At 52.5% G+C, this 14,643-nt stretch carries 12 protein-coding genes; all 12 read right to left on the bottom strand.

What is annotated here, in order from left to right; translation table 11 throughout:
• Positions 1 to 48 precede the first annotated feature (48 nt).
• Entirely contained in the window at positions 49 to 768 is a 720-nt protein-coding gene (locus AB1690_05970) for an ABC transporter ATP-binding protein (protein ID MEW6014850.1), read from the bottom strand.
• Entirely contained in the window at positions 765 to 1,871 is a 1,107-nt protein-coding gene (locus AB1690_05965) for an ABC transporter permease (protein ID MEW6014849.1), read from the bottom strand. The genes AB1690_05970 and AB1690_05965 overlap by 4 nt, the downstream gene beginning before the upstream one ends.
• Positions 1,868 to 2,998, bottom strand: coding sequence for a DUF3419 family protein (locus AB1690_05960; GenBank protein ID MEW6014848.1), 1,131 nt, complete (start codon positions 2,996 to 2,998; stop codon positions 1,868 to 1,870). The genes AB1690_05965 and AB1690_05960 overlap by 4 nt, the downstream gene beginning before the upstream one ends.
• On the bottom strand, positions 2,995 to 3,909 hold the full coding sequence (gene asd / locus AB1690_05955; protein ID MEW6014847.1) for an archaetidylserine decarboxylase: 915 nt from the start codon (positions 3,907 to 3,909) through the stop codon (positions 2,995 to 2,997). Before asd ends, AB1690_05960 begins: the two co-directional genes overlap by 4 nt.
• The gene (locus tag AB1690_05950; protein ID MEW6014846.1) at positions 3,899 to 5,035 is read right to left on the bottom strand and encodes a hypothetical protein; all 1,137 of its coding nucleotides are present in this window, start codon (positions 5,033 to 5,035) and stop codon (positions 3,899 to 3,901) included. The genes asd and AB1690_05950 overlap by 11 nt, the downstream gene beginning before the upstream one ends.
• Positions 5,026 to 7,677, bottom strand: a complete 2,652-nt coding sequence (locus tag AB1690_05945) for a PEP/pyruvate-binding domain-containing protein (GenBank protein ID MEW6014845.1) — start codon at positions 7,675 to 7,677, stop codon at positions 5,026 to 5,028. The genes AB1690_05950 and AB1690_05945 overlap by 10 nt, the downstream gene beginning before the upstream one ends.
• Before the next feature lie 3 nt (positions 7,678 to 7,680).
• The gene (locus AB1690_05940; GenBank protein MEW6014844.1) at positions 7,681 to 8,646 is read right to left on the bottom strand and encodes a hypothetical protein; all 966 of its coding nucleotides are present in this window, start codon (positions 8,644 to 8,646) and stop codon (positions 7,681 to 7,683) included.
• A 2-nt stretch (positions 8,647 to 8,648) separates the two neighbouring features.
• Positions 8,649 to 9,719 (bottom strand): YegS/Rv2252/BmrU family lipid kinase, encoded by a 1,071-nt coding sequence (locus tag AB1690_05935; GenBank protein ID MEW6014843.1) that lies wholly within the window; start codon positions 9,717 to 9,719, stop codon positions 8,649 to 8,651.
• Entirely contained in the window at positions 9,707 to 10,822 is a 1,116-nt protein-coding gene (locus tag AB1690_05930; GenBank protein ID MEW6014842.1) for an SDR family oxidoreductase, read from the bottom strand. The genes AB1690_05935 and AB1690_05930 overlap by 13 nt, the downstream gene beginning before the upstream one ends.
• 355 nt (positions 10,823 to 11,177) lie before the next feature.
• Positions 11,178 to 12,185, bottom strand: coding sequence for a hypothetical protein (locus AB1690_05925; protein MEW6014841.1), 1,008 nt, complete (start codon positions 12,183 to 12,185; stop codon positions 11,178 to 11,180).
• Positions 12,186 to 12,420: 235 nt separating this feature from the next.
• Entirely contained in the window at positions 12,421 to 13,659 is a 1,239-nt protein-coding gene (locus AB1690_05920) for an NAD(P)/FAD-dependent oxidoreductase (protein MEW6014840.1), read from the bottom strand.
• Between the two features lie 135 nt (positions 13,660 to 13,794).
• Positions 13,795 to 14,643, bottom strand: an 849-nt coding sequence (locus AB1690_05915) for a caspase family protein (protein ID MEW6014839.1), incomplete at its 5' end; no start/stop codon positions are given.

Here is a 14,643-nt window from a genome sequence, read left to right as displayed (position 1 = left end):
GCGAAGCACAGCCTGTGGGAGATAATGCCGCCGGAGAGGTCAGCGACACTATGCTTCCATATAATGTTCCAGGTGGGAATGCGGCGATAGAAGACCATCTTCAAGGCGCAGGATGCGGTCGGCAAACGGGAGAATTCTCTGGTCGTGAGTCGCCACCAGCAGGCCGCAGCGGGATTGTTTGACATAATCATGGAGGAGTTCAAAGAGAGAAAGGGCCTGTTTTGATTCCAGATTCGCGGTCGGTTCATCGGCAATAATCAGACGGGGGTTGTTTATCATGGCCCGGGCGGCGGCGACTCGCTGCTTTTCTCCCTGGCTCAGTTGGGACGGATAGCCATTAGCAAGATGCTCAATCTGAAGTTTAGAAAGTAACCGGGTGGCGTCGGCAATGGCGTCGGCGCGGGCGGCTCCGGCGAATTTGCGAGTTAGAATCAGATTCTCTAAGACTGTAAGAGGGTCGAGGAGACGAAAAGTCTGAAAAATAAATCCGATATTCTGAGCCCGGAGTTTCTGCAGTTCTCGCGGCTGGAAGGTGTCAAACGGCTTGCCGAAGAGACTCAATTCTCCGGCAGTCGGTGAGGCCAGACCGGCGGCAAGGGTGAGCAATGTTGTTTTGCCGCTTCCGCTGGGACCGATAAGGATAGCGGTTTCGCCGCATCGGACAGTAAGGGAGACGTCGGCGACCGCCACGGTTTTCTGCATGCCGCGGCCGAATTCCTTACGGATGCGCCGCATTTCGACCAGAATACTGTTATCGACAAATTTCATTGCAAGGTCTCCGCGGGGTAGATGGTTCGCAGTTTCTGCATAGGGAACAGCCCGCTTAAGAGGCAGGTAACAAAGATGGTTGAGATAACTAACGCCAGTTCAGAGAATGTTGTTACCGTACGGAGTTCCGGGGCGATCAATCGGATAAGTGAGGTAACCGGCAGGAACAGGAATATGCCGGCAACGATTCCGATTGTCGCAACCTGGGCAGAGAGATTAAGAATCAATCCGGGAAGGAAACCGGCCGAGGCGCCGAGAGTTTTCATCACGGCAAAATCAACGCGCCGTTCCATAATCATAAGCGACAAGAGCGAACTAAGGATGATGACCAGAACCGCAACGCTTATGATGCAGACGGCAATTATGAAGGGGAGAAATCCTGACTGCATTTCGCGGCGATTGGCGGAAACGAATTGTTCATGAGTGAAAACTGATGACTTCGGAAGCCGGCTGGTGATTTCATTTGATAAGGTCTGAACCGACTCAGAATCCGCCGCATTCACCAGGAAGGCGCTGACAATTTTGAGGTCGCCGACCAGCCGTTGTGCCATCGTCAAAGTAACAAATGCATACTGAATAACAAAGGCGTTGGTTCCCTCTGAGAGACCGACAACTTCTAATTTCTGGCGATTGCATATTACGGTATCGCCGGGGAGAATGCCATATTTGGCGGCAAAGCAGTCATCGAGAACTATTTCGTAGTCCCTTTCTATCGCGCGACCTATCACCACTCGCGGTGGTCCGCCCAGCGGCTTGCGCAGGTCATACCCGACCAGGTAGACGGTTCCTTCCGAGGTCGGCGTCCGCACCACCGATAGGAAAAGCAAGAGGGGGCTCAAAGAGCTGACACCGGGCAGGTCGCTGAGTATCCGGCTCTGCTTGGCAGGCAGGATGGAGGAGCCGCGGACGATATTGGTGGCATTTTCCTGAAGCACCCAGAGGTCACAGCGGTTTTGCAGGATATAATCGAGAGTGCCGTCAGAAACGCCGCGATATACGGAGCAAAGAAAAGTCATGAGGACAGTGCCTAACGCCACCGAGGAGACGATAAGAAGAGAGCGCGAGGGGCTAAAGCGGAGATATTTCCAGGCGCAGCGAATCATGGCAATACCTCCCGGTCGGTATTCGCAAGAGATGAAGCGGCGGATATGGCGAAATTGCCTAATCTCCAGATATTGAAGGAACCGTAGAAGAAGCCGCGGTCTTTGCGGCGCAGGATTTCGGCCCGGGTTGTCTCGGAAGCGACCTGTTCTGTGAGTTTATCAGGGATTGCAGGAGAGCGGAACATAGTCCAGAAAGCGGCGCGGGCGCCGGCAGTCGCGCGGTTGCCGAGAAGTTGGGACAGATTTTCGATTTGACGGGAATCGAGATATTCGAAAATATCGGATAGATTGAATGCCTCGAATCTCGCCGATTCATTCTGTCTCAGATATTCTTCGAGGCCGGCAACATTCAGATGAAGTCGGTCAAGCCGCTCACGAATATGATAATAGTGCTGGGGCAGAAGATAGTCCGGTCCCGATTGGGGCAGACGGTAGTTGCCGGTCAAGATGTACCTTAGGAAGTGATTGTTGTCGGCAGGAATTTCGGTCAATCCGTGTCTGGTTCGGGCGAAAAGCTCATCGGCAATATTCGTCTGGGTAACCTGCGCGAAGGCGCCATGGCAGCGGCCCCATCTGCCAAGAAGAGGACGGCTGAAAAAGAGTGAGAATAATCTTTTCCACCAGCGATTCTGCGAGAGTCTCTGATAGAGCGAAGCCTGCTCTTCCAGCGAAGAGGCTTCCATAATATCGGTGAAGGATTGGCGGGAATGAACCAGCGGCAGAATGATTTTCCGGAAGAGCCGCAGGTATGATTCAAACCTGCCGCAATGAATAATGCCTTGTTCAATAATCTTGCGATGAGAATCCCAATAGAGACGGGCATCACTATCAAGATAGGGCGCGACCTGCCGGTAGAGAGAGATTCGGTCATTACCGGGGGAAGCGCCGACAAACCGGACGAAGTCGTCATACTCCAGGCGGCGGATAGCGGCCGCTTTCAATGCTGTCAGGCAGACCTGCTCCGGATTGTAATCGAGCGCGGTGACCGATTGAGGGTCATCAAGAAGTAACGCCAGACTGTTGTCGCCGCCGGAAGCAATCGACAATACACGGTCACCCGCTTTGACAGCGAGGGCTTTGCGGAGAATATTTGCATCTTCCCAACATTGCGCATAATTGATACTCATATATTTCCTCCAGTGGCTACTCCGACCCGCTCGCCCATCCGGACAGAGGTTTCGAGCTGTCGCGATGAATTAAACAGAATATCGTCATCGATTCTGAGGCGGTTTTTCTCGAAGTGAAGAACGACAGTAGAGCCGCCCAATTCAAAATACCCCTTGCGGTCGCCCTTGGCGACAGGAACGCCCGGAGTGAAACTTTGCCTGATGGAGCCTACCGTGAACGCGCCGACTTCGACTATAAGTACATTACCGAAGCAATTGCTTTCTAAGCGGGTGAGATGGCGCAGATTTTCGGAGTAGAACGGCACCAGATAACGGAGAGAATATGGTCCGCCGGCGTAGAGAGAGCCACTCAGCGCTCGCGTTTTTTCAGGTTTTCCGGAGACCGGGAAATGAAAATGATGATAGTCAGCCAGGCTGAGACGGAATATGAGCGCCGAGCCGCCGTCAAACTGCCGCGCCAGACGGTCATCCTTTAAGAACGTTCGAATATTGAATAGATGCCGCTTAATCGGAAAAGTCTGTTCGACCGAAATATGCGGAATTGCCAGGACTCTGGCGTCAACAGGAGAAACGCAACTGCCAGGGTTAGAATCAATGGGGCGCCGCTTCAAATCTATTTCCCTGACGAAAAACTCGGCGAAACTGCGGAATGATTGGGTGGGAACGGTGAATTCCTGATGGTCAATTCCCATCCGGTCGATAAGCGGCTCAATCTTCCTGCGGCTGTATTTCGAGCGGTGGAACCATCCGTGGAGGGCGCTGAAAACAGGATGACTCAGGATAAAGCGAGTGATAAGCATTCCCAGTGGATTGTTATAAGACCAAACGAGGAAGCGAGCGGCAAAGATTTTTTCGCGTTTAATTGTGCCGGTTTTCCGGTCGATATATTCTATTTTCAGATTAGTTTTCATAGTTGAACTCATAGAGAGCATATTCATGCTGGGCGGTAATGCCGCATCGGCCGGCAAGGCCGTGCGCTTTATTTCCCTTAACGCGGAGGGTGAGCATAATTTCGTCATACCCTTTATCCAGCGCTTTTCTGATAATGAAATAGAAACCGGCCCGTCCCAGCCCCAACGCTTCTTTCTCGGTTTCCGGAGTGACCCCTCCGATATAGAAATTCAGACGGGGCTGTCGCTCGCGGTGGAAAAGGTAAGCGAGTTTGGCAGTCAAACCGCTTTTCCCTTTCATAGCGCGAATAGCATCGGGGTAATCAGGAAAGGCGACGGCGAAACCGACCGGCAGATTATTCGGATTATAAACCAGCAGAAAGAGCTCCGGGTCAAGGAGGGGCTCCATTCTTTCAAAGACAGTAAGAAATTGGGCAGAGGAAACCGACGTGAAACCGATGAATCCGCGATAAGAGGAAATGAGAACTTTCCGCAGTGTTTCAATCTGCTCGCGACGCATTGAGAGCTTGAAGTTTTCGAAGCGATACCCTTTGCCTTTAAGAAGTTCCAGCCGTTCGGCGCCGCGCGGGAGCAGCGCTTCCAATCGTTCCTTGCCGCTGACAAACAAAGAATCCCATTCCTGCAAGAGATGAAAACCAAACCGTTCAAAAAAGAGCGGGTAATAGGGAGGGTTGTAGGGCTCACCGACGAAGAGGGTGGAATCAAAGCCGCGCGTCATAAAGCGGTAGCCGTTCCAGATACTCCCGTTCAGAGGACCCCAGACTCGGGTAAGGCCGAACTGGTTTTTAAGCCACAGGCAGGCATTGCGGAGAAGCAGCTCTGCGGCGCGATAGTCATTCCGACATTCAAAGAGTCCCACCGCGCCGACTGGCTGGTTATCGGAGGCGCGCAGTTGCGGATTGAAGAAAGCTGAAATGCGGCCACAGATTTCGCCGGAGGAATATGCCAGAAAGTGGCGGCAGACCGTGCCGGAATCTATATGCGCCGCACTGCCGGAATCGAGCAGTTGTCGCTGTGTCCGCTCTATCGGCGGAATGAAGTTACGGTCGTCTTTATACAGGTCATAGGGAAACCGCAGAAAGGAATCTTCCAGTTTACGGTCGGATGTAAATGATCTCAGTTCCATACTACTTCTCCGGTGGCGCCATCCATATAAACATGGGAACGGTCGGGGATAAGTCGAGTCGCTCCTTCCAGACCGACAATGGTAGGGATGCCAAGCTCCCGTCCGACAATGGCGGTATGAGAGAGAATACTCCCCCGCTCGACAATGATGCCGGCGGCTCGAATCATCAGAAAGACCCAGGAGGGGTCAGTTGATTCGGCGACAATTATTTGCTCTGGTTCCACCGCGGAGCGGTCAGGATGGTGCATTACGACGGCGATACCATCGGCAACACCGGAACTGCAGGCGGTTCCAATGAGGCGATGATTTCCGTTGTCGGGGCGAACGGTTGCCGGGGGATTATAGAGGGCAGGGGGAAGGCCGGTTTCAAAACGAGCGGGAAGATTTTGCGCCGCGAATAGTTTGTACTCCGCGCGACGCAACTCGACTAGTCTGGTCAAATCGGCGGTGACCGATGTCCCCTGAAAATATCCGAAAATTTCCGGCACCGTGAGATAACCGATATCCTCGGGGCAGGAGATGGCTTTTGATTCTGTCAGACGTTTTGCCAGCAGATGGAAAACCTCGCGCGCCAGGCCGTAGGCGCGGGTGCGGGCGAAGCGAAGATTCTCGCGTCCGGCAACGGAGAGACGTGCTCTAATCAGTACTCTCCTTATCAGGAATTTTTTGAAAGGATTTCTCAGCTGGGAGAAGAGCTGTTTCTCCGCCGCGCGCCGCTGTGATGTCTCCTGCTCCGTCAGCCTGGAGACAGTCAGGTCGGTGTTGATATATTCCTTAAGAATATTAATCAACAGCTCCGGATTCTGCCGCAGAGTCACCGTTTCCAGTTTCAGTTCCTCGCCGGCGCGGTCGCCGTAAAGTTGCAGATGTTCAAGACAGCGCTGCCGCAGAGGAAGCAGAGAATTATCGCGCAGAATTCGTTGCCAGATGTTTGAGGCGGTCTGCTCGCTGAAAACGGTTCGATATTCCGAACTGCGGCGAATCATTTCTGCCAGTGCGACCAGGGAGCGAACGGCCTTAACGCTTTCGGTTTCCGGCTCGCCGCCAAGGAGGTCGCTGTGGAGATTGGGACTGCTGCTGCCGACCCAGCGGCGGCATAATGATTTCAGCCAGTCGAAGTATTTCATGGCGCAAAAATCGACATAGAGGCTCAGGTACCAGAAGCGATGGAGTTCTTTCTGCATTTCGCGAAAGTGAGCGAGCAATTGATGATTGGTCAGCCCATCCAGATGAACCGCGCGGTAACGTTCATACAGAGGAGCAAATCTGCGGTGGAAGCGACGTTCCAGGCGACGGGGAGCAGAGAGGAAGATGATGATTCGCAATAAGGTAAATATCCGGTCGTACCAGTGCAGTCGGCTCTGCATCATTGCTGTGGAGCGCGAGATGCCAATCATGGCGTCCCAGGATTTCTTGTGTCTATGACAGCCGGGGAGGAAAGAGAGCATGGCGTACCAGTTTTTCAGATTGTAATAAACCCGCCCCCGAATAATGCCAATCATGTTTTGCCAGATATCTGACCGCTGCGCCAGTTTTTTCCTGGAGATGACCAGTCCACAGGAGGCGGCGCGAAACAATGTTTCATAGTTGCCTTGGATGAAGCTGAAGGTGAGGGGAAGGGTCAACCCCGGGTAGCTTTCAATAATGTTGGAATTATCCCAGATGCAGACTGTATCTGAAGATTCAGGAGGGCGAAGCGATGTGATAGGGCGGGTCTGAAGAATGTAAATTTTTCCGGAGTTGTCGATAGCCCATTCGATATCCTGGGGAGCGCCGAAGCAGCGCTCCAGCCGGACCGCCCGACTCCGCAGTCGTCGAATCTCACGGCTGCTCAGCACTGGTTTATGTCGCAGCGAATCGGGAAGAGGCATCTGCCGGGTGCCGCCGCGAGGGCTACCTGCGTCGGTGATATATTTTGACTTATACCGGATTGTTCGTATTGCCCTCAGACTATGCCATCCAATACGGCAGGAGTCGGTCTCCGCCCGGTCGGCGACCACACCTTCACCCAAACCGTAAACCGCCTCGATAGAGATTTCTTTTTTTCCGCTTTCCGGGTTGCGGGTGAAGATTACGCCCGAGGCGCGAGGGGAAATCATTTTCTGGACAATGACCGCCATTCGGGCTGGTCGCAATAAGATTCCCTTTTTCCAGCGGTATGCCAGAACCCGGGGGGAGAAAGCGGAGCGCCAGACATCGAGAATCCGCGGCTCAACCTGTTCGGGAGTGACATTAAGAAAAGAATCGAACTGCCCGGCAAAGGAATGGAGCGGGCTATCTTCATCAGCGGCCGAAGAACGGACTGCCAGGGGGGTATCGCCGCCAAAATGAAAGGCAATGATTTCGCGCAGTTGTAGAAGCATTGCCTTGTCTATTCTCAAAGGTGCCAGAATCTTTTCGATCTGCTGGGAAGCGGGCAAGATTGCCTCAATGTGGTCGATTGAGGTCATTATTTTATTCAGACTTTCAGTCATCGGATAGAGCGCTTCCTCAAAAGCGGCGCTTGAGATTGCCAACCAGGGGGGAACGGGGAAACCTTTCCGCTCGAGAAGATGCAGCTGATAAGCTTTGGCGCCGATATCCTCAATCGTGATATCGGAGGTCAGCAGGTCAGAAGTGATGATGTGTCTTTTCTCTATCATGATTTACCTCAGAATGCTTTCACCGAGATAGGAGATGATACCGGCAAGCAGGACAAGCAGTGTATATTTTTCGGTATAAGGTTTCAATTGCGAAGTGGCCGGCGAGGGGGAGAAGATGAAGCGGAGATGTCCATATAGAACGACGGCATAGGCGAGCAGGAGAATGACAATGAATACTGCCGGAAGGGGTATAGTTACCGCCAGATATATGCCGATGGCAACAGGAACGGATAGCACTGCCAGAGTTATTAATGTTGACGGGACCCGGCCAAAGATTTGTGAATATGTTACATATTCGTTTTCCTCTTCGGCGGAGCGAATTTTACGGGAAAGTTCCCATCCGAGGATAGGGAACCAGTACATTATTATGACCGGCAGCGCTCTTGACCAATCGAGTTGACTCAGGGAGATGTCATGCGGCGCCATGGCGATGGCGGCGGAGATGAGCAGCATTAGCGCCACAGAGGGATTGTGCGTGGCGAGGTTGAGAAGCAGGTAGCGGCGCAAAAGATTTGGCATGAAGAAATAGACCAGCATGAGAAAGGTATATCCAAGGCAGATAAGCGCCAATACAAGTGTTGCCGAAGAGAAGGAGTTGATAATCAAGTAAAGAACCACAGTGAAGACGAGGGCGGTAACGATATCGCTTACCAGAACTTTGCCGGAAGGAACAGGACGTTCGGAAAAGAGATTGCGGTCAATCTCCAGGTCTTTTAGTTCATCCATCAGCCGAAGAATCATCGCCAGCAGGAAGAGATTCCCGATACCGAGAAGAGAATAGAGATTGCCCAGTTCGATTGAAAGATTATTCGCCCGGCAGAAGACTATGCTGAAACTGAGATAAAATGCGGCGGCATTGAGAAAGCGAAGCGGCAGAGGATGCATAGATTCAAAGTACAGCCGTAGCCTTCCCAGGATACCGGGCGCCGGTTTCCGATGCGCCGAAATTATAGCATATAGTTCTTTCATATTCAATTCCCTCTGGCGGATGGTAATATCTGATTAATAGAGTTCTTCTGCCGAAGTATCGTCAAAGGCAAATCTGCCGTGCTGTGTGATATCAATGATTCTGCCTGATAAGATGCGGGAGAAGCAGGTCGAATAGCCGGAGAACGAAGCGCGTCAAGCCTGTCGGAGAATAGCGGAGGCGGAACCAGAACGCGCAGCGCCTGCGGAATAACTTCTATCCGAAAGAGCCTTCCGGAAAAGGGGATCTCGCCGTCCGCGAAAAAGGAAACCGGCTGTTTCAAGATTATCAGGAACTGCCGTCCACGGAAACGGATGATATTTTCAAAGCGATGATTTCCGGGAAGGAGAGTGGTACTGACAGAGAGATATGACCGGGCGCGATTTTTTGCCGGAGCCAGAAGCATCAGGTCGCAGAGGCCATCGTGGTTATCGGCATCCGGCGCAACTTGAAAGAGATGTCCGACCCGCGGCTGATTGGAAATTAGCAACGAAATATATTCACCGATAAGGCCGTTTCGCTCCGTTTTGATTTCAATTTCGCCGCGGGAATAAGGTATGTCGCGGAACAAGGAAAGAAGCGCCTGCAGATATGAAAAGCGTCGGAGATAGCCGGTCCCGGGTATAGTCTGTCTGTCCAAGCGGCGCTTGTTTTCCATTTTCTGGAGCGCTTCGCAGGGAAGCCCAATTCCTCCGACAGTGACAAAATGCCATCCGTTCACTTTTATCAGGTCAATGGGGCGAAGGCGGCAGAAAGCCAGGTTGCGGCATGCCCGCATCCGTTGCAGGGAGATTTTCATCTGGCGGGCGAGGTCGTTGGCGGTGCCGACCGGGTAAACGGCAAGGGCGGTGCTGCTTCCGACCAATCCATTACAGACTTCGTTGACGGTGCCATCGCCGCCGACGGCAACAACAATATCCGCTCCGGATTCCGCCGCTTTTCGCGCCAGGTGGCGGGCATGTCCGGGTGAAACGGTGAATGATACGGAGCTGTCAGTCAATTCGCACAGATGCGAAAGCGCCTGCGGCGGAAGGCTGTCTCTATAGAGAGAGTTGACAATAATCATGCCGCGCATGCTTTCTCCTTTCGTTGAGTGCAGGAATCTCCGCGGAGGTTCTTGCTCCAGTTAGTCTGAAAGGCATGGTCAAGGAGGCAACCCAGATAGTCTGCCAGGGGTCGCGGTCTTAAGCCCAGGGGCGCGAGAAGAAGTTCCGAGTTGCCTGTGACAAAGAAACGTGGGAGCGTTACATAAGGATAGTAGGGGGTAGTTCGGCAGTCGATATTCCGATAATTCAGAGCATGCAATTTGTATTCGCGGCGGTGGGCATATTGCAGGGTAAACTCGACAATCTCGTTTACGGCCATATTGGATTTTTCTCCGGCCGCAAGATGAATCGGCGACGGGAGAATTTGATTCGAATGAAATAGCAGAGCGACGGTAGCGTCCGCAACATAGTCAACCGGGACGACGTCCAGCAAGATGTCTGTCTGCACAGTCCGGCGGTCCAGATAGCCGTGCAGAATCCATTTGAGCGGGGTATAAAGGACATTGCAAGCCAGAATTTTTCCGGTTTCAGAGTCACCGGCAACGATAGTAGGTCGGATTATGGTGCAAGGGAGGTCAGAATATTTTTGTCGTAAGACCTGCTCGGCTTCGAATTTAGATTGTTCGTACGAATTGGAAAAATTGGTCGCAATTCGGAAATGCTCATTGATAGTCCCTTCGGAACTGCCGCAGACGAAAGCGGTGCTGATATGAAAATAGCGCCGCAGTTTTCCGCAATTATTTATGTCTCGCACCAGCGCCGCGATATGCTCGGCGCCGAGGCCGTTGGTATGACGGGCCGCTTCCAGCGGCAGAGTAAACGCGGTCTGCGCCGCGGAGTGAATGATATCGGTGACTTCAGAAAGCAAGACTTTGCGGATAGATGGCGCGAGTCCTAACCGGGAATCGGTGATATCGCCACAGACCGGGCGGAGTTTCTGATGAATCAGGGGAAGATTGACATCACCGGTAGCGGCAGAGACCGCTTTAACGATTCGCGCCAATCCCTCCTGGTCCGATTTCGCCCGCACCAGAGTATAGACCCGGTCAACTTCGGCCCTCTGCAGAAGGCGCCACAGAAGCGGGGCGCCGAGATTTCCGGTCGGTCCGGTTAGGAATATTGTGCGCGACATCTCATAAATCCTGGTTAAGTTTTTAATGCCGATAGCAATTAATGCAATAGCAATGCCAGGATTGAGAATTCGCAATCCGGGATTAAGTCGGTGTCAGTCTTGCGTTTGGAAATTCGAGATTAAACGATGAAGAACAGTTTGGTGGATATTAAGTAGTCAGAGATGTTTAGTTACTTCCAGGACCTTGAGCGCATTCTGAGTTGATGAGAAGTAAAGCAGAACCGAATTTGGATATGCTGACGGGGAGTCGCTGAAGCAAACTAGCGGCTTGCGGCTGATGTCAATCTAATGGGTGCTCCCTGCGGTAAGCACCCATCAGATAGTTCAAGAGCCAAAGAGTCGAATGAAAGAAATCCTATTTTCTGCCAGAACCTTTGGCTTTTACATAAACTTCCAGCACACTGGCATGTCCGCTGGATGAGAGGGTCGGCGGATAAAGCACTATTTCCGGGTCGCTCGAACCGAGCAGGTCGCCCGGATTGAGGCTGGCTAAAACGGTATTTCGAGTATAATTATGGACGGCGCCGGTTGTGTCGGTGTAAAATGCGGTAGCATCCAGGCTGAAGGTTAAGCGGTACCAACCTGTTTTATTGGTTAGGGAAGATGCCGCGATATCCCAGTTGAAGCCGTAAATGCACTTGCCCCCCATATTGACTTCGGCGGAATAGGCGTTACTGGGACCATCTATGAAATACCCCTCATAGCAGGGGCTGTCGTAGATTATATTGACAGGGACACCGCCGGGGACATCAAGCTTTTCTATTTTCAGGCGGGCGACATTCGAGTAGACAGTGGCAGAGGTCGCCGTGAACCTGGTGGTATTGGTTACCATCACTTCATTAAGCTGCGTTCCGCCAAGGGAGTACATATTGTATCCGTGCAGCGGCATTACATTCGGGTCAAGAGGGGTTGTCAAAACTACTTCAACCCGCACTTTGGAGCGGTCGGTCCAGGTCTGACGAGTAAGATTATCGGACCAGTCGAGTTCAACCGGCACTCCGTTACTCCATGATGAGCCATCAGCCCAATCAGCCTGCCATTCATTGACAGAGGGGTTTTGATAAACCGGATAGCCGTCTATAAACGTCACATTGTCATAGGGTGATATGAAGCTTTCCACCCCGGCCATGCCGCGCAGGCCTGTGGAAAGGGAAACGTTGGTACCAGTAAGACCGTGACCTTCGGCGAAGATGACCGGTGTGGAGAGGCAATTGCCATAAGGACTGGGCGCTCCTTTGGCGGCGTCGGCCCCGCCGTTCTCAAAAGTGGCATCATTTTCTATGCCGTTTCTCTGGGAACAGCCCGATGCCAGCACAAGGAGTGCCAGTGAAAGGATTAAGGCAACTTTAGTGATTACATGCATAGTCGCTCCTTCAGAAAAAGTTACGAAACATGGTTGTTGATAAATCACTGCAGTGAGCACCCAGCCCCCACTGCCGAAGATATTATAGACTACATTGTCAATTATGTCAAGAGAAAACAGTCATCGTACAAAGTCATCGTACAATTTTAGGAGCAAAGTCGAAAATGCATGATGCAGACAGCAGTACAGAGCGATTAAGGGCGAGATAAAACCGTCGTAAAAAGGACAATTTCGATTATTTTTGTATCATACCCAGACCGGCGAGCCAGCCGGTGGTCCAGGCGCTCTGGAAATTGAAACCGCCAGTGATGCCGTCAATATCGAGAATTTCCCCGGCAAAGTATAGACCGGGGCAGATTTTACTCTGCATGGTCTTGAAGTCAATCTCTTTCAGATTCACCCCGCCACAGGTAACGAATTCATCTTTGAAAATCCCTTTGCCGTCAATTCGGAATCGGGCTGAGGTTATCTCTACCGTTAACTGTTTGAGGCCGGACTTACTGATATTGCCCCAGGTCAGTTTATCATCCATTTCAAGAAACTCCACGATGCGCGACCAGTAACGTTTCGGCAGCGGCAAAGGAGAGGAAGTGAGAAGGCGCCTTTTGCCCTGGGCGGTTTTGTATTCAATCAGTTTCTGTAACAGCAGTGGCTCGTCCAGGTGAGGTAGAAAGTTGACGGTCAGTTCCGCCTGATAGTCGTTGTCATGGAGGGCTCGCGCTCCCCAGGCGGAGAGTTTAAGAACGGCCGGACCGGAGAGTCCCCAGTGGGTTATCAGGAGCGGACCGGTCTGAATCAGTTTTCCTTTTTTTGCCGTAGTCATGCTCAGCCGGACATTCTCAAAACTGACGCCGGCAAGATTCCTGATTCGGGGGTCGTTTATGTTGAATGTAAATAGGGAGGGGACGCAGGGGATTATAGAATGCCCCAGTGCTTTCGCAAATTGATGTCCTCGCGGCGCGCTTCCGGTTGCCAGCAAAACCTTGTCGAATTCCTCCACGGTGGCATCTTGATACCTGGGACGAAAGCGCGAGAAGGCAGGGTCATCTTTGAGGCGAGATATTTCAGTTACACGGGCGCCAAGACGTAACCGGACGCCAACTCTCTTTGCTTCTGTCAGCAGGCAATTGACAATCGTTTCGGAATTGTCGGTGACCGGGAAGATTCGGCCATCAGGCTCGGTCTTAAGTTTGACCCCATGTTTCTCAAACCAGGCGACCGTGTCGCGGGGTTGAAACCGGCTGAACGGTCCCCGCAACTCTTTGCTTCCCCGCGGGTAGTTCTTAATGAGTTCGGCCGGGTCATAGCAGTGATGGGTAACATTGCATCGTCCGCCGCCGGAGATGCGGACTTTCCCCAACGGCTGATGGGTGGCTTCGAATATCGTAATCTCGTCGGATCTGTTAAATCCGGCCGCGGAGATAGCGCCGAAGAAGCCGGCGGGACCGCCGCCGATAATGGCTATGCGCGTCATACCGGATATTATTAACTCTTAATGAAGAATTACCAAGCGGAATATCTACGGCGCCGACGGCGAAATTATGCCAAAAAGAAAAGGCAGGGATTGGTTCCCCTGCCGTTTCTTTGATATCAATTTCTCAACAACCAATTACATATCCATCATTCCGGTGTATTTGTCGGTATGAATCGGGTCGACTCTTAAGCGGTACAGAGCAGCCCAGGCTTTCATGCCGCTTTCAGCGTAAGGGGCGGCATCCTCAGCGTAAACCAGGCCGACGTTCTCGGTTCCGTACAGCCAGTAATAGGTCCAAGCGCCATGGTTCAGATCGGGGGCATCATAGGAGTTCTTGTTGTCGGAGGCGGTTGCCATAAAAGTTCCAGTGACGACATCGAGATGAAAGTCGCCGATGACGCAAGCATCAAGAGTGGCAAGTTTCTTGGTACAGTTGGCAGCGTTGAAATAGGACATGACATAGCCATGCGTCACATAATAAAGGTCGGCAGAGACGATTGCCGAACCGGCGGTGGAGCGACCGCCATGTCCGCTGTAGCAGAAGGCGATTTCATCACCGGGAACGGCACTGCTGATAAGCCATTCCAGTCCGGCCGTGATATTGGCGGCAGTAGCGGCAAGGTCGAGGTCCATCCGGCAGGTGAAGCCTTCACCCTGCAGCCAGGCTTTCATCGCCTGAGCGTCATCATCACAGAACTGGAGGTCGTTGAGGGTCCCTTCATAATTGGAGATGCCGACGATATAGGCGTATTTATGCGCCGGATTCGGATTGGGGTCATCCGAGGTGGTATCGGGCGGCGGTGGCGGGGGTCTCTTCTCCAGCACCCCGGTCGGGACATTCTCGACCTTGAGGGTAAAATTCGCAACAACTTCAGGCGGCCTGGTTTCGATGAACTCCGGGCGTTCTACCAATGCCACGGAATGGTCGACGGTGGCATTGCCGGCCGGCTGGGTGGGCGGTGTTCCGCTGCAGCCGAATGTCAA

Source organism: Candidatus Zixiibacteriota bacterium, from assembly GCA_040753495.1.
GTDB lineage: Bacteria > Zixibacteria > MSB-5A5 > GN15 > PGXB01 > DYGG01.
Note: the sequence above shows the minus strand (reverse complement) of the source record. Positions and strands in the feature narration are given on the sequence as shown.